The sequence below is a fragment of the Micromonospora yongxingensis genome (assembly GCF_052601155.1).
Map to the genome: position 1 here is coordinate 15,737 of NZ_JBQXEO010000009.1, position 14,942 is coordinate 30,678.

The 14,942-nt window shown below is 73.5% G+C and carries 16 protein-coding genes and 3 pseudogenes; 4 read left to right on the plus strand and 15 right to left on the minus strand.

Features of this window, described 5'->3' with window-relative positions:
- Positions 1 to 65: 65 nt before the first annotated feature.
- The gene (locus tag ACTWLT_RS13255; RefSeq protein ID WP_445318653.1) at positions 66 to 812 is read left to right on the plus strand and encodes an SDR family oxidoreductase; all 747 of its coding nucleotides are present in this window, start codon (positions 66 to 68) and stop codon (positions 810 to 812) included.
- On the opposite strand, the gene ACTWLT_RS13260 is transcribed toward ACTWLT_RS13255, so the two are convergent.
- The 9 genes and pseudogenes from ACTWLT_RS13260 to ACTWLT_RS13300 all read right to left on the minus strand — a co-directional run bounded on the left by ACTWLT_RS13260 (position 809) and on the right by ACTWLT_RS13300 (position 9,338).
- The gene (locus tag ACTWLT_RS13260) at positions 809 to 2,689 is read right to left on the minus strand and encodes an ABC transporter ATP-binding protein (RefSeq protein ID WP_445318654.1); all 1,881 of its coding nucleotides are present in this window, start codon (positions 2,687 to 2,689) and stop codon (positions 809 to 811) included. The genes ACTWLT_RS13255 and ACTWLT_RS13260 overlap by 4 nt on opposite strands.
- The gene (locus ACTWLT_RS13265) at positions 2,686 to 4,542 is read right to left on the minus strand and encodes an ABC transporter ATP-binding protein (RefSeq protein ID WP_445318655.1); all 1,857 of its coding nucleotides are present in this window, start codon (positions 4,540 to 4,542) and stop codon (positions 2,686 to 2,688) included. Before ACTWLT_RS13265 ends, ACTWLT_RS13260 begins: the two co-directional genes overlap by 4 nt.
- A 37-nt stretch (positions 4,543 to 4,579) precedes the next feature.
- The gene (locus ACTWLT_RS13270) at positions 4,580 to 5,089 is read right to left on the minus strand and encodes a methylated-DNA--[protein]-cysteine S-methyltransferase (protein WP_445318656.1); all 510 of its coding nucleotides are present in this window, start codon (positions 5,087 to 5,089) and stop codon (positions 4,580 to 4,582) included.
- Positions 5,086 to 5,466, minus strand: a pseudogene (locus ACTWLT_RS13275) (DNA-3-methyladenine glycosylase family protein); the annotation flags it as partial. The pseudogene ACTWLT_RS13275 and the gene ACTWLT_RS13270, both read right to left, overlap by 4 nt.
- 80 nt (positions 5,467 to 5,546) lie before the next feature.
- Positions 5,547 to 6,573: pseudogene (locus tag ACTWLT_RS13280) on the minus strand (bifunctional transcriptional activator/DNA repair enzyme AdaA); the annotation flags it as partial.
- Positions 6,574 to 6,662: 89 nt separating this feature from the next.
- Complete coding sequence (locus ACTWLT_RS13285; protein ID WP_445318657.1) at positions 6,663 to 8,069, minus strand: FAD-binding oxidoreductase; 1,407 nt, start codon at positions 8,067 to 8,069, stop codon at positions 6,663 to 6,665.
- Positions 8,066 to 8,191, minus strand: a complete 126-nt coding sequence (locus tag ACTWLT_RS13290) for a hypothetical protein (RefSeq protein WP_445318658.1) — start codon at positions 8,189 to 8,191, stop codon at positions 8,066 to 8,068. The genes ACTWLT_RS13285 and ACTWLT_RS13290 overlap by 4 nt, the downstream gene beginning before the upstream one ends.
- 155 nt (positions 8,192 to 8,346) lie before the next feature.
- Positions 8,347 to 8,832, minus strand: a complete 486-nt coding sequence (locus ACTWLT_RS13295) for a hypothetical protein (protein ID WP_445318659.1) — start codon at positions 8,830 to 8,832, stop codon at positions 8,347 to 8,349.
- A complete protein-coding gene (locus ACTWLT_RS13300) occupies positions 8,829 to 9,338 on the minus strand; it encodes a SigE family RNA polymerase sigma factor (RefSeq protein WP_252418975.1) in 510 nt (169 codons plus the stop codon). The genes ACTWLT_RS13295 and ACTWLT_RS13300 overlap by 4 nt, the downstream gene beginning before the upstream one ends.
- 138 nt (positions 9,339 to 9,476) lie before the next feature.
- Between ACTWLT_RS13300 and ACTWLT_RS13305 the strand changes: the two are divergent.
- Together ACTWLT_RS13305 and ACTWLT_RS13310 are read left to right on the plus strand one after the other, a co-directional pair.
- Positions 9,477 to 9,908: pseudogene (locus ACTWLT_RS13305) on the plus strand (hypothetical protein); the annotation flags it as partial.
- Between the two features lie 274 nt (positions 9,909 to 10,182).
- The gene (locus ACTWLT_RS13310; protein WP_445318660.1) at positions 10,183 to 10,917 is read left to right on the plus strand and encodes a Type 1 glutamine amidotransferase-like domain-containing protein; all 735 of its coding nucleotides are present in this window, start codon (positions 10,183 to 10,185) and stop codon (positions 10,915 to 10,917) included.
- Between the two features lie 12 nt (positions 10,918 to 10,929).
- Here ACTWLT_RS13310 and ACTWLT_RS13315 read toward each other — a convergent pair whose 3' ends face one another.
- The 6 genes from ACTWLT_RS13315 to ACTWLT_RS13340 are packed head-to-tail and all read right to left on the minus strand — an operon-like array spanning position 10,930 to position 13,671.
- Positions 10,930 to 11,277, minus strand: coding sequence for a hypothetical protein (locus ACTWLT_RS13315; protein ID WP_445318661.1), 348 nt, complete (start codon positions 11,275 to 11,277; stop codon positions 10,930 to 10,932).
- A 29-nt stretch (positions 11,278 to 11,306) separates the two neighbouring features.
- Entirely contained in the window at positions 11,307 to 11,858 is a 552-nt protein-coding gene (locus ACTWLT_RS13320) for a nucleotidyltransferase domain-containing protein (RefSeq protein ID WP_445318662.1), read from the minus strand.
- Entirely contained in the window at positions 11,855 to 12,424 is a 570-nt protein-coding gene (locus tag ACTWLT_RS13325; protein ID WP_445318663.1) for an exonuclease, read from the minus strand. Before ACTWLT_RS13325 ends, ACTWLT_RS13320 begins: the two co-directional genes overlap by 4 nt.
- Positions 12,421 to 12,912: a WXG100-like domain-containing protein gene (locus tag ACTWLT_RS13330; protein ID WP_445318664.1), complete on the minus strand. Its 492-nt coding sequence runs from the start codon at positions 12,910 to 12,912 to the stop codon at positions 12,421 to 12,423. Before ACTWLT_RS13330 ends, ACTWLT_RS13325 begins: the two co-directional genes overlap by 4 nt.
- A gap of 8 nt (positions 12,913 to 12,920) precedes the next feature.
- The gene (locus tag ACTWLT_RS13335) at positions 12,921 to 13,238 is read right to left on the minus strand and encodes a type VII secretion target (protein WP_252418981.1); all 318 of its coding nucleotides are present in this window, start codon (positions 13,236 to 13,238) and stop codon (positions 12,921 to 12,923) included.
- A 4-nt stretch (positions 13,239 to 13,242) separates the two neighbouring features.
- Positions 13,243 to 13,671 (minus strand): YbaB/EbfC family nucleoid-associated protein, encoded by a 429-nt coding sequence (locus ACTWLT_RS13340; RefSeq protein WP_445318665.1) that lies wholly within the window; start codon positions 13,669 to 13,671, stop codon positions 13,243 to 13,245.
- Positions 13,672 to 13,810: 139 nt separating this feature from the next.
- Between ACTWLT_RS13340 and ychF the strand changes: the two genes are divergently transcribed.
- Complete coding sequence (gene ychF / locus ACTWLT_RS13345) at positions 13,811 to 14,896, plus strand: redox-regulated ATPase YchF (protein WP_445318666.1); 1,086 nt, start codon at positions 13,811 to 13,813, stop codon at positions 14,894 to 14,896.
- Positions 14,897 to 14,942: the final 46 nt, after the last annotated feature.

Sequence of the window (14,942 nt, forward strand, 5' to 3'; positions counted from 1 at the left end):
TGGACGGTGCGGTGGGGGCGGACGCAGGGTTGGCGCAGGCAATCCGCGAGAGAGGCATCCACCCCATGAACACCAGTTCCCTGCGCTCCCGGCACGTCGTCGTCCTCGGGGGCACCTCCGGCATCGGCCTGGCGACGGCGCGCGCGGCCGCCGAGGCCGGTGCGGTCGTCACCGTCGTGTCCAGCAACCCGGCCAGCGTCGAGAAGGCGCTCGCCGAGCTGCCGGAGGGCGCACACGGCCACGCCGTCGACCTGACCGACGCCGCCGCCGTGGACCGGATGTTCGCCCGGCTGGTGGCGGAGGTCGGCCCGGTCGACCACCTCGCCTACACCGCTGGCGAGCCACTGGCCCTGATGTCCCTGGACGAGCTGGACGTGGACCGGGCGCGGCAGTTCTTCGAGCTGCGTTACTTCGGCGCGCTCGGCGCTGTCCGGGCCGCCGCCCCGCACCTGAGCGACGGGGGCTCCGTCACGCTGACCACCGGCACCGCCTCCGCCCGGCCCGGTCCGGGCTGGTCGGTGGCGGCCAGCATCTGCGGCGCGACCGAGGCGCTGACCCGCGCCCTCGCCGTCGAGCTCGCACCCCGCCGGATCCGGGTCAACGCGGTCGCGCCGGGCGTGGTCCGCAGCCCGCTCTGGGCCTCGATGCCCGAGGCGGACCGGGAGCAGCTCTACCGCCAGTCCGCGGCGTCCGTGCCGCTGGGCAGGGTCGGGGAGGTCGACGACGTCGCCTCGGCGTACCTGTTCACCATGGTCAACCCGTTCACCACCGGGACGGTCCTCACCGTCGACGGCGGGTCGGTGCTCGCCTAGACCAGTGAGTCGCGCCACTGCCGGTGCAGCGCCGCGTACCGGCCGCCGGCCTCGGCCAGCACGGCGGGCGGGCCGTCCTCGACGACCCGCCCACCGTCGAGGACGAGCACCCGGTCGGCGGTCTCCACGGTGGAGAGTCGGTGCGCGATCACCAGGGCGGTCCGGTCCCGCAGGATCGTGCCGAGCGCCCGCTGCACCAGCCGCTCGGTCGGCACGTCCAGCGACGACGTCGCCTCGTCCAGGATCAGCACGGTCGGGTCGGCCAGGAACGCGCGGGCGAACGCGACCAACTGCCGCTGCCCGGCGGAGAGCCGGCCGCCGCGCCGGTGCACCTGCGTGGCGTACCCGTCGGGCAGCGCGGTGATGAACTCGTGCGCGCCGATGGCCCGGGCGGCGGCCTGCACGGCGGCGTCGTCGGCGCCCGGCCGACCGAACCGGATGTTCTCCGCCACGGTGCCGCTGAACAGGTGGTTCTCCTGGGTGACCAGCACCACCGCGCGGCGCAGGTCGGCGTCGCTCACCGCACGCAGGTCGATGCCGTCCAGCCGCACGGTGCCGGTGTCCGGGTCGTGGAACCGGGCGACGAGCTTGGCGACGGTCGACTTGCCGGCGCCGGTCGGCCCGATCAGCGCGACGGTCTGCCCGGCGGGCACGGTCAGCTCCAGCCCGGAGAGGATCGGGGTGTCGGCGCGGTAGCCGAAGGTGACCGCGCCGAAGGCGATCTCACCGCGGCCGACGCCGGTCGGCAGCGGCACCGGCCGGGCCGGTTCGGCGACCGCCGGCCGCTCGTCCAGCACGCCGGCCAGCTTCTCCAGCGCCGCGGTGGCCGACTGGAGCGAGTTGTAGAACTGGCTCAGCTCCTGCATCGGCTCGAAGAAGCGGCGCAGGTAGAGCAGGAACGCGGCGAGGACCCCGACCTCCGTCCGCCCGCCGAGGACGCGCCAGCCGCCGTAGCAGAGCACCACCGCCACCGTGACGTTGCCGATCAACTTGATCGCCGGGGAGTACGTGGCGATCAGGCGGAACGCGTGCAGGCTGGCCTGCCGGTAGTCGTCGCCGAGCGCCACGAAGATCCGCTGGTTGCGGGGCTCCCGGCGGAACGCCTGCACCGCGCGGATGCCCCGCATCGACTCGACGAAGTGGACGATGACCAGGGCGACCGCCTCGCGGGTCCGCCGGTACGCGCCAGCCGACGCCCGGGCGAACCAGCGGGAGAGCCAGAACAGGAACGGGAACGCGAACAGCGTCACCGCGGCCAGCGGCAGATCCAGCCAGAGCAGGATGGCCGCCACCGAGAGGATCGACAGCGCGGCCAGCACCAGGCTGTCGATACCGCCGTCGACCAGCTCGGCGATCGAGTCCAGGTCACTGGTGAGCCGGGAGACCATCCGGCCGGATGTGTACCGCTCGTGGAAGCCCACCGACAGTCGCAGGAAGTGCCCGAACACGCGCTGCCGCAGGTCCAGCAGGACGGCCTGGCCGATCCGGGCGGACAGGGCGAGGAATCCGCGGCGGGCCACGTACTCGGTGGCCGCGGCGACGGCGAACGCCCCCGCCACGGCGGCCAGCGGCCTGGCGTCACCGGCCCGCAACGGCGCGATGGCCCGGTCGATGCCGACCATGACCAGGTACGGGCCGGCCATCGCGGCCGCGTTCTGGGCCAGCAGCAGGCCGACCGCGGCGGCGAGTCGACCCCGGTGCGGGCGGAGCAGGTCGGCCAGCAGCGTCCGGCTGAGCCGGCGCAGCCGGGTCACCGCCTCGGGGGTGGTGTCCTCGGCCCGGCTCCGGTCGGCCTCCGGGTCGGTGGCCGTCCCGCGCCAGCGGGAGAGTTCCGGTTCTTCCCCCGGCGGTGGGTCGGCCTCCTCCCGAACGGTCACGACCGCACCAGCCCCCACCCGTCCGACGTGGACGAGGCGGACGTGGTCGGCCCGGTCGGCGGTGGCTGCCCGGCCGGCGGCTCGGCGGCGAGGAGTGCCCGGTACTCCGGCACGGTGGCCAGCAACTCGGAGTGCCGGCCGATCGCGGCGATCCGCCCGCCGTCGAGCAGGGCGACCCGGTCGGCCAGTGCGATCGTCGACGGACGGTGCACCACCAGCAGCGCCGTGCAGTTCCGCAGCACCCGCCGCAGTGCCGCCTCGACCAGCGCCTCGGTGTGCACGTCGAGGGCGGACAGCGGGTCGTCCAGCACCAGCAGTGCCGGACGGCCGAGCACCGCCCTCGCCAGCGCCAACCGCTGCCGCTGCCCACCGGACAGCGACAGCCCCTGCTCACCCACGCGGGTGGACAGACCCCACGGCAGGTCGTACGCGAAGTCGGCCTGGGCGAGCGCGAGAGCGGCCCGGACCTCGTCGTCGCCGGCCTCCGGGTGCCCCAGCGTCAGGTTCTCCCGCACCGACATGGAGAAGAGCGTGGGCTCCTCGAAGGCCACCCCGACCAGCCGGCGCAGCGAGTCCAGCCGGAGGTCGCGCAGGTCGTGCCCGTCCAGGGTGATCCGACCGCCGGTCACCTCGTGCAGTCGGGGCACCAGGGAGAGCAGCGTGCTCTTGCCGCAGCCGGTCGCGCCCACCAGGGCCAGCGTCTCGCCCGGCTCGATGGTCAGGTCGATCTCGCGCAGCACCGTCTCCGTGGTGCCCGGGTACCGGAACGCCACCCGTTCGAACCGGAGCCGGCCGTGGACCGCGTCGCGTGCCATCGCGAGCGCCCCCGGCCTGTCCACGATCTGCGGTGGGGTGTCCAGCACCTCCTGGACCCGGTCGGCGGCCGTGGCCGCCTCCTGACCGTTGGCGATGATCCAGCCGAGGGTCTGCACCGGCCAGATGAGCATCAACTGGAGGCTGACGAACGCGACCACCTCACCGATGGTCAGCGCGCCCTCGGCGGCGGCGGCCGCCCCGGCGACCAGCACCACGCCCAGGGTCAGATTGGGCACCAGGTCCAGCAGCGCCGCGGTGTTGGCCAGCAGGCGGCCCTTGCGTACGCCGGTGTCGTGCAGCCGCCGGGCGCCACCGGCGAAACGGGCGGCCAACTCGGGCCCCCGGCCGTACGCCTTCATGGTGCGCAGGCCCTGCGCGGTCTCCTCGACCAGGGTGGCCACGTCGCCCTGCTGGTCCTGCATCCGGCGGGACGCGCTGTGGTAGTGCCGCGCGAAGCGCCGGGTGATCAGCAGCAGCGGCACCGTGCTGGCCGCCACCAGCAGCCCGAGCGTCGGGTGCAGGCGGATCAGCAGCACGACCACCACCACGTAGGTGGTCAGGTTGAGCACCAGGAAGAACACGCCGAAGGAGAGGAACCGGCGGATCACCGACAGGTCGCTGGTGATCCTCGACAGGAGCTGACCGGACTGCCAGCGGTCGTGGAAGCTGGTCGGCAGCCGCTGCAGATGGGCGTAGACGTCGGCGCGCAACGCCGCCTCCATGCCCACCGCGGAGGACGACTGCACCCAGCGCCGGATGAAGATCAGCACCGCCTCGACCACGCCGAGCAGCAGCGCGAGGCCACCGAGCTGGAGCAGCCCGGCGGGCTCGTGCCGCGCCACCGGCCCGTCGACCACCCGCTGCACCACCAGCGGTACGGCGATCCCGGCCGCCGTGCCGGCGAGCCCCGCGAGCATCAGCCAGGCGAACTCGGCGGCGTACGGGCGCAGGTAGCGGCGCAGCCGCCAGAGGTTGTGCACGGGGTTTGGGCCCGCGGCGACCCGGGCGGCCGGGTTGCCGACGCTGTCCGCAGGCACTACCCGACGGTAGCGTCTATGTCTGTCGATGCTTGTGTCAGCTTGTTGTCAACCGTCGCTCATGACCGAGAAGCCACTTCTTCACGTCCAGCCCCCAGCGGTAGCCACCGAGGCTGCCGTCGGTGCGCAGCACCCGGTGGCAGGGCACGAACAGCGCCGCCGCGTTGCGGGCGCAGGCGGCCGCGGCGGCCCGCACCGCCGGCGGCCGGCCGGCCAGCGCCGCGTACCCGGTGTAGGTGACCGGGGTGCCCGGTGGGACGTCGCGCAGCACCTGCCAGGCGTGCGCCATGAACTCGCCGCCCGTGCGCTGCCGCACCGGCACCGCGTCGATGGCGGTGAGGTCACCGTCCAGGTAGGAGCGGACGGCCGCGCTGACCGGACCGAGGTCGGTCCGCTGCCGAAGCGGCGCCCGCAGGGTCGGGTGGATCAGGGGCAGCAGCGCCGCCGGGTCCGGGGTGAAGCCGGCCGCCAGGACCTCGCTGTCGGCGTCGGCGAGGACGCTCAGCGGGCCGGCGGGGGTGTTCAGTGTGGTGCTGTCGATGGTCATGCCGCTCTCCAGAGTCTGATCGTGGCGTAGGACCGCCAGGGGCGCCAGCGGTCGGCGTACGCGTCGAGGGTCTTGGGGTCGCCGGGCAGGCCGAGCGCGGTCGCGCCGCGCCGGACCGCCAGGTCGGTGGGGAGCAGGACGTCCGGGTCCCCGAAGGCGCGCATGGCCAGGTAGCCGGCCGTCCAGGGGCCGATGCCGGGCAGCGCCAGCAACCGCCGAACGCTCTCCTCCCGGTCGCCACCGGGCGCGAGGTCCAACTCCCCGTCGACCACCGCCCGCGCCAGCGTCCGTATGGTCTCCCGCCGCCCGACAGGCATCCCGAACCCCTCATCCGGCACCCCCAGCACCTCCTCCGCGCTGGGAAACCCCCGGAGCCCCTCGTCCCGGTGATCATGAGGTTGGCCGGGCTCCAGGTCCCCGTCCGGCCCGCCGACATCATGATCGAGGCGGTCGCGGGCGGCCAGCAGGCGGGTGAGGGTGGTGCGGGCGGAGGTGACCGAGACCTGCTGGCCGATGATCGCGCGGACCGCCAGCTCGAAGCCGTCCACCGCGCGGGGGACCCGGATACCCGGTTCGGTCGCGACCGCCGGGGCGAGCGCCGGGTCGGCGGCGAGCGTGGCGTCGACGGCGGCCGGGTCCGCGTCCAGGTCGAGCAGCCGGCGGCAGCGGGCCACCGCCGGCGCCAGGTCACGCAGGTCCGCCAGCCGCAGCGTCGCCGCCACGTGCCCGTCCGCCGGGGTCAGCGCCACCTGACCGGCGCCGTGCGGCAACCGCAGACCCCGGTGGTACGTCCCGTCACGGACCTCCTCCACGCCGGGCAGCGCCCGCACGGCGAGGAAGTCCAGCAACGCCCGGGCGTGCAGCGGCGGGCGGTACGCCAGCCGGAGCGTGATGGTCCCCGCCCCGGGCGGCGTCTGGTGCCGGCCACGGGCCGCGCGCAGCTCGGACGGGGCGGTCGCGTACACCTCGCGGACCGTGTCGTTGAACTGCCGCACGCTGCCGAACCCGGCGGCGAACGCGATCTCGGCCATCCCGAGGCCGGTCGTCTCGATCAGGATCCGGGCGGTCTGCGCCCGCTGTGCCCGGGCCAGGGCCAGCGGCCCGGCCCCCATCTCGGCGCGCAGCATCCGGTGCAGGTGCCGCTCGGTGTAGCCGAGCTTCGCGGCCAGCCCGGGAACGCCGTCCCGGTCGACCACTCCGTCGGCGATCAGCCGCATCGCCCGGCCGACCACGTCCGCGCGGACGTCCCACTGCGGGGAGCCCGGTGCGGCGTCCGGCCGGCAGCGACGGCAGGCCCGCAGCCCGGCACCCTGGGCCGCGGCGGCGGACGGGAAGAACCGGACGTTCTGTCGCTTGGGCGTGGTCGCCGGGCAGGACGGCCGGCAGTAGATCCCGGTGGACGTCACACCCGTGTAGAACCAGCCGTCGAACCGCTGGTCACGGCTGTCCACAGCCCGGTAGCACCGCTCGAAGTCCATCTCCACGCCACCGATGATGCCCCGCTCGCCGGGCTTCCGGCTGGCGGGAATCGGACCTGGGCGTGCGCCACCCGGCAACCGCGCCCGGGTGGCCGTCAGCGGCGACGCCGATGCGGCTGGCCGGACCGCGCCGACTGGCCGGCCCGTGCGGGCTGGCTCGACCGTGCGGGCTGACCGGACCGGGCGGGTCGGGCGGTCAGCAGCGCCGGCCGGAACACGCCGTCCGGGTCGTACCGTCGCCAGAGCCGCCGCACCCGGGCGCCGGTCTCACCCGGGTAGATCCGGGCGAACCCGGTCGGGTCCGGCCGGCTCTCGAAGTTGACGTACGCGCCGTCGGCCCGGCCGGCGACGCCCCGCCACGCGGAGTCCAACGCCGCGCCACCCTGCGGAGGGAACACCGAGGCAACGACCAGGGTGTTCTGGTGCCGGTGTGCGTAGGCGGTCGCGTCCGGTGCCACGTCGTTGACCGCCCCGCCCACCGAGCGGAGCTGGACCACGGCCCGGCCGGGCCCGGTCACCGCGCGCATCAGGGCCCGTGCGCCGGCGTCATCCAGCCCCGTGAACAGGCCGTTGGTGGTCGTGCCCCGCTGCTGACCGACGTTCGGGTGCAGGTGCGCGGTCGGCACCAGGGCCGGGTAGGGCAGCAGGTCGGTGCGGTGTTCGAGGAGCTTCCCGATGGCCAGCAGCGGCTCCACGGCGGGTCGGGCGCGGCGCAGGCTCTCGGCGGCGACCACGGCGGTGATGGACATGAGGGCCGACCGTCCCTCCGCGTACAGCACGGCACCGGCGGACAGCTCTCGTGGAGCCTGCGCCAGGTAGTCCGCCCACTCCCGGACGGTTCGGCCGTCCGGGTGCGCCTCGACGACCAGCTGCGCCACCCCGACGTTGCGCTGCTCGGTGGCTTCGATCTCGAACGCCACCACGATCCCCGCCCCCGCACCGGCGCCCCGGACCAGCCAGAACAGCTCCGGCTCGTGCTCGGCGTCCGCGCGCACCTGCGTGCCGTCCGCGAGCACCACCTCCACCGCCCGGACGCGGTCGATGGTGAGGCCGGACGAGCGGACCAGCCAGCCGACACCGCCGCCGGTGGCCAGGCCGCCGACGCCGACGTTGCCGTAATCGCCCGAGCTGATCACCAGGCCGTACGGCGCCAGCGCGGCGGCCACGTTCGCCCAGCGGGCGCCGGCCTCGACCCGGACCAGCCCGGACCGCTCGTCGAGTACCTGCACCCGGTTGAGCATCGACAGGTCGATGACCAGGCCGCCGTTGTTGGAGCCGGCGCCGGAGAGGCCGTGCCCGCCGCTGCGGACGGCGATCGGCAGCCGCTGCTCGCGTGCGTAGCGGATCGCGGCGACGACCTGCGCGGCGTTCTTCGGCAGCAGGATGCCGGCCGGCGACGCCGTCGTGGTGTACGTCGAGCGCAGTTGCGCGTACCGGCGGTCGCCGGGTGTGACGAGCTGCCCGGTGAGCGACCCGGGGACCCGGGCCAGCGCTGCGCTCATCGCCGCCCCCGCAGCTCGCGGACCGCTGCTGCGGTGCGGGCCTGGTATGGCGTCGCGTCCCGTTCGTCCACGGACGGATCGGGGCTCAGGCCGACGGCGATCGGGTGTCCGTGAACGGTCATGGCCCAAGAGTGGGCGGACCACGCCCGTCTTTGCCAACCCGAGGTGACCAGGATCTCCGGCCGTCGCGCCCCGGCGGCTCGGTGCCGACGTGGTGGCTCCGACAGCGCCCGCCGGTCGGGCCGGGCGGGGGTGCGCCCGGCCCGACCGGCCCTGGTCATGTCGCCGGGCTGGGCACCGCGACCGGCTCGGACGGGCTCGGCTTGACCGTCGGCCCGGGCCGGCCGGGTACGCCCGGCGCCGCGGGTGCGCCGCCCGGCACCCCGGGCACGCCCGGCACAGCGATCGGCCCGGACGGGCTCGGCGCGCCCGCCGGTCCGGGTCGGCCCGGCACACCGGGCGGGCCCGGCGCGACCGGCCCGGGCTCGACGGCCGGCCCGGACGGGCTGGGCGCGGGCAGGTCGGGCTCGACCGCCGGGTTGGGCGCGGCCGGTCGGGGCTGGTCCGAGCCGGTCCCCGCGAGGGCGAGCGGGGTGGCGATCAGGATCGCCGCGAGGGTGCCCACCGCCCCCATCGTCACCGTGGCGCGGCGACGGTTGCGCACCCGCCGTTCCGCTCGGCTCAACTGGTCATGCACGATCGGTGCCTCCTCGGCCAGGTCGGTGAGGGTGGAGCGGATGAGGTGCTCGAAGGAATCGGTCATCGCCGTACCTCCAGCAGTTCGATCTCCGGCAGGAGTTCCCGCAGTCGGGTGACCGCCCGGTGGGTACGGCTGCGCACGGTGCCCACCGAGCAGCCCAGCAGCTCGGCGACCCGTGCCTCGGGCAGGTCCTCGTAGTAGCGCAGGACCACCACCGTGCGCTGCGCCGGCGGCAGGTGGCGCAGCGCGGCCCGCATCGCCAACCGCACGTCGGACCCGCCACTCGGATCGGCGCCGACCGGTTCGTCCGCCGGGTTGAGCGGCGTCTCCCGCCAGCGGCGCAGTCGCCGCCACCAGCTGACCTGTTCGCGGTACATCACCACGCGCAGATATCCCTCCGGGTCGGCGTGCCGGATGCTTCCCCACTTCGGGATGGTCCGCGCCAACGCCGACTGGAACAGGTCCTCGGCGGCGTTGCGGTTCCCGGTCAGCAGGTACGCGACCCGCATCAACGCCGGAGTCCGGCTGGCGACGAACTCGGCCAACCGGGCTCGCTCGTCCTCGTCCACCCACCACCCCGTTTCGTTGTCACCGATACAGACGCCCCAGGTCAACCTTGCTATCCACGTTCGAGGGCGGATTTTCCGCCCGAAAGTGTCGGTCGTGGGGGGTAACGTCCGGCCACCAACTCAAGAAGGGGTGCGGCGATGGCGAGCGTGGCGGGTCGGGCGGCGGCGTCGACACAGGGCGCGTTCCCGCCGCTGCCCCGTGCGGTGGCGCAGTCCTTCTACCGGCGGATGCGGGCCGTGGCGCCGGCCGCCGTCGGGGCCATCGAGCGCGATCGGGCGGTCGACGCCGAGGTGACCTTCGCCGACACCGCGTGCGGTCGGCTGGCCCGCTCGCTGGACGACGCGGGCCTGCGGGCGCTCGGCATGTGGACACACCACTGGTGCATGCGCTTCTACGACGACGACACCCGCGTCGGCCGGCGGCTGGTTCGCCAGATCGCCGCCCGGCCGGGGTTGGGCTGGACGGCCGACGAGGTGCGCTGGATGCTGCGCGAGTCCGTCCTGGCCGGCCCGGCTGCCGCCGAACGGTTCACGCTGCCCCGCGCCGCCGCCGCGCAACTGCCGCCGGGGGAGCTGTCTCCGGTCACCTGGCCCGACGGCGAGGTGGCCGTCTGCGACCGAGCGGCCCGCACGACGCCAGCCGATGAGCAGACCGAGGACCAGGCCGCCTCCGAGCCCGCCGAGGCCCAGTCCCGCGCGCTGGCTCTGGTGCCCCGCCAGCGTCGCGCCGGCTGAGCCGAGGCCCCACCGACCCGGCCGAGGGTCGGGCAGCGCGGCGGCGGGTGATCGGCCGGCGGCCGGCTGCGGCAGGATGAACGCGTCCCGCACCGACGGAAGGACGCACATGCCCGCCAGCGAACCAACCATCCTCGCCACCAGCATGGGTTTCTTCCGCGGCGACCGAGGCCCTCTCGACCTGCGTCCCAGCCCGGTCTTCGAGCTGGCGGCCGAGCTGGCCGAGGCCGGTCCGCAGCCGCGCGTCTGCTACCTCGGGCAGGCCGTCGGGGACCAGCCCACGTCGCTGACGGCCATCTACGGCGCGTTCGCCGACACCCGGTTCCGGCTGTCGCACCTCGCCCTGTTTCCGATGCCGAACGTCGAGGACGTTCGCGCCCACCTGCTCGCCCAGGACGTGATCTGGGTGGGCGGCGGCAGCGTCGCCAACCTGGTCGCGGTCTGGAGGGTGCACGGGCTCGACGAGATCCTGCACGAGTGCTGGCAGGCCGGCGTGGTGCTGGGCGGCGTCTCCGCCGGATCGATCTGCTGGCACGTGGGCGGGGCCACCGACAGCTTCGGCCCCCGACTGCGCGGCTTCACCGAGAGTCTGGGCTGGCTGCCGTACGGCAACGGGGTGCACTACGACAGCGAAGGCCAGCGTCGACCGCTCATGCACGAGCTGGTCGGCGACGGGACGCTGCCCACCAGCCACTGCACCGACGACGGCGTGGGCCTGGTCTACCGGGGCATCCGCCTGGTCGAGGCGGTCGCCGACCGCGAGGGAGTCTCGGCGTACGAGGTCAGCCGTGGCGCGGACGGCAGCGTCCGGGAGGCGATCATCGCCCCCCGCCTGCTCGGCTGAGGACGTGGCCGGTCAGACCCGGTCCTCGAAGGCGGCGCAGACGGTCGCCCGCACCTGCGGGCCCTCGATCGCCCGCAGCAGCTCCCGGGCCAGGGCGATCTGGTGCCCCTCGTCGACCGAGCCGGCCATCGGGGTCAGCTCCACCCGCCACCGGAAGTAGAGGTAGTCGTCCTCGTCGGTGGCGGCCAGCTGCGGGTCGGCGCCCTCGTTGGGGTTGATCTCCAACAGGTTGCCCCGAACGTCGACCGAGTCCCGTCGGTAGGGCACCGCGTCGGGCAGCCCGGTGCGGATCCGGTCCAGCAGCTCCGCCTCCGTCAGCGGGCCGTCGACCATGATGAGGAACTGCAACGTCGTCTGCACGTCTGCCACCTTGCCAGATGCCCAACCGCTCAATCGAGCGGGAGGAACGGACCGTTGTCGAACTTGCCGCCCCGGCGCAGCACCGAGAACTGCACCTTGTGCGGCACGTGGCTGTCCATCAGCTCGCGGCGCAGGTGGGTGAACTCGGTGCCCAGGTCGAAGCTGGCGAGCTGCCCGTTCTCGTTGATCCGGCGCAGCATGGTCTTGCGCAGCCGAGTCCCGGCCGGTGCCCGGGACAGCGAGCGTTCCGCGAGGTCGAAGAAGGTGGCGTCGTCGACGATGAGCGCCACGTCGATGTCCGAGTCCGGACGGGCGGTGCCGCGTACCCGGCTGCCGTGCGCGACCAGGTCGCCGTCGGGGAGGCCGGCCTGCCGCTGGGTCTGCCGGGCGCCTCGGGCGAACCGGGTCCACTGCCGCTCGGTGAAGCCCTGGGGGATCCGTCGCGCGGCCCGGGTGCCCGCCTGTCCGGCTGCCTCGCCGGCCACGTCATCGGCTCTGCGCATCGCGCTCCGGGCGGCCTGCGCGACGATGCCACGGGCGGCCGTCGCGGCCCCGTCCGGCAGGTCCCGTCGCCCGGTCACGCCGGCCCGCCCGACTGTCGGCGGCGGAGCACCGCGTCGAAGACCTGCGCCAGCTCGGCGGCGTCCTCACCGGCGTGGTGCGTGTGCGGCACGTCGTGCAGGCCCAGTTCGTGCTTGATCTTGCCCTTTCTGGTCTGGACCCATTCGCTGCCGGTCAACCCCATCCAGTAGCTGCGCAGATCGACGCCGGAACCGGTCGCCCCGAACGGGCTGTGGCCGACGAAGCGGACGAAGTACCAGTGCACGAACATCCCGTCCCAGACGGCGGGTGCGGCGAGGAAGACCGGACGGCCGAGTCGGCGAAGACCGTTGACCCAGGTCGCCGCGGCGGTCATCGCCTCCTGCGCGCTGGGCGCCTCCCGCATAAGGCGGTCCCGGTCCAGGCCGGAGACGGCCAGCGCCGCCGGTACGAACTCGTCGGAGATCGGGCGCAACTCGGTGTAGAAGGCAAGCTCCGGATGGCCGGACACGGCCATGCCCAGCGAGATCATGCTGTACGGCCCGGGGATCGGGCCGTCGGCTTCCACGTCCACGGCGATGTACAGCTCGGGCAGGGTCGAGGTCATCCCAGGACCACTCCGATCGCCTGGTCGACCAGCATGCCGAGGACCATGTCGGTGAGCTTCTTGAAGATCGGGATCTCCAACAGCGAGGCACCGAACGTCGGTGCGGCCGTCGCGATCGCCTGGATGATCTGCACCAGCAGGATGACCAGTTGAACGATGACGTTGATCTTCAGCGCGAGGACGATGATCGCGCACACGAAGAGCGTCGCGGCGACCATCCGCGCCCCGGCGCCCCCGTCACGGAGCACCGAGATCGCCGAGCCGCCGCTCTCCCAGCGCTGCTGGAACGCGGCGAGCGCGTCGCCCTGGTTGCCGTCCAGCACCCGTTGCGCGGCCGCCGCACCGTCGGCCGCCGCCTGCTGGAGCGAGTCGGCCAGTTCCATCCACATCTGACCGAGCTCGAACAGCTTCGTCTCGTCCGACTTGGGCCAGGTGTAGCCCAGCTCGTTCAGCAGGCCGGCGAGTTCGCCGGGCAGCATGATGCCCATCGACGCCCCTACCAGCTCATCGTGGTGAACTGGGCGTCGTTGTCCTGCTCGACCAGGTCGTACTGGTCGGCCATCAGGCCCAGCCCGTCGCCGAAGCCGCGCAGTCCTTCGACGACCGAGCCGAGGCACTCCGCCGCGATCTCCTCGGCCGCCTGGTACGACATGCCGATCAGACCGCCCACGTCGTCGTCACCGAAGATGTCGCCCATCGCGGCCGTCCGCGCCCGCAGCGCCTCCCACTGAGCGGCGAGCTGCTCGGCCACCTCGGTCAGGTGGCTGCCGCCCTGGCGTAGCGCTGGTGGATGCACCTGCAGGTTCTCGGGCACGTCGTCACCTCGCTGACTGCTGGATGCGCCGCACCGCGTCGGTGAGCGCCTCGGTCATCGCGGCCATGCTCCGCACGGACTCGTTCTGCAACTCGTCGAGCGTTCGGTCGAGGGCCACCGTGTCCACCGGGGGCGCGTCCACGGATGCCTCGCCGGCCTGGAGCCGCAGGTCGTCCAGGGCGGCGTTGACCGCCAGGGTGATCTGCTCGCCGAGCAACTCGGCGCCCATCCGCAGGGCGCGTGGGTCCACCGTCACCGACTCGACCCGCTGGCCGACCATCACCACCTCGACCTGGCCGCCCGCCGCGGATCCGGTGCCCCGCGCCGGTTGACCGGCCGAGCCGTCGTCGGGAACCTGGCCGGTCGTACGCATCGACGCCAGTGCCTGTCGGGTCTGCTGGAACAACCGGTCGAATTCGGCCACCTGGTCCACAACGCCTCCTACCGCTCGCCGCATCGAGAGGGTAGCAACGGGTCACCACCGCCGGGACCCGCCGAAGACCGACGATCGAGCGGGCCAAATCGGAGCCGCGTGGACCGGCCCCGACAGCAGCGGCGTAAGCTGGCCCGTCGTGAGTCTCACCATCGGCATCGTCGGCCTGCCCAACGTCGGCAAGAGCACGCTTTTCAACGCGTTGACCAAGAATGACGTGCTGGCGGCGAACTACCCGTTCGCCACCATCGAGCCCAACGTCGGCGTGGTCGGGCTGCCCGACGAGCGGCTGGGCAAGCTGGCCGAGATCTTCTCCTCGCAGAAGGTGCTGCCGGCCCCGGTGTCGTTCGTCGACATCGCCGGCCTCGTCCGCGGCGCGTCGAAGGGGCAGGGCCGGGGCAACGCCTTCCTGGCCAACATCCGGGACGCCTCGGCGATCTGCCAGGTGGTCCGGGCCTTCTCCGACCCGAACGTGGTGCACGTCGACGGCAAGGTCTCCCCGGCCGACGACATCGAGACGATCAACACCGAGCTGATCCTCGCCGACCTGCAGACCCTGGACAAGGCGCTGCCCCGGTTGGAGAAGGAAGCCAAGCTCCGCAAGGACCGGGCCGCCGCGGTCGCCGCCGCGAAGCAGGCCATCGAGGTGCTCGACGGCGGCACCACCCTGTACTCCGGGGCCGCCGCCGCCAAGATCGAGCTGGAGCACCTGCGCGAGCTGCACCTGCTGACCACCAAGCCCTTCCTGTACGTCTTCAACGTCGACGAGGCCGAGCTGGCCAATGAGGCGTTCCTCGACGAGTTGCGCGCGCTGGTCGCCCCCGCCGAGGCCGTCTTCATGGACGCCAAGATCGAATCCGAGTTGGTGGACCTTCCCGAGGAGGAGGCCCGCGAGCTGCTGGAGTCGATCGGGCAGAACGAGCCCGGCCTCAACCAACTCGTCCGGGTCGGCTTCCGCACCCTCGGGCTCCAGACGTACCTGACCGCCGGGCCAAAGGAGGCGCGGGCCTGGACCGTCCCGGTCGGCGCCACGGCGCCGGAGGCCGCGGGTGTCATCCACTCCGACTTCCAGCGCGGCTTCATCAAGGCCGAGGTGGTCTCGTACCACGACCTGGTCGAGCATGGTTCCATGGCGGCGGCCAAGGCGGCGGGCAAGGTCCGCATCGAAGGCAAGGAGTACGTCATGCAGGACGGCGACGTGGTCGAGTTCCGCTTCAACGTCTAGTGCCGGTCCGGCGCCTGAAAAGATGCCCGTCCGCACGTCGCCCCCG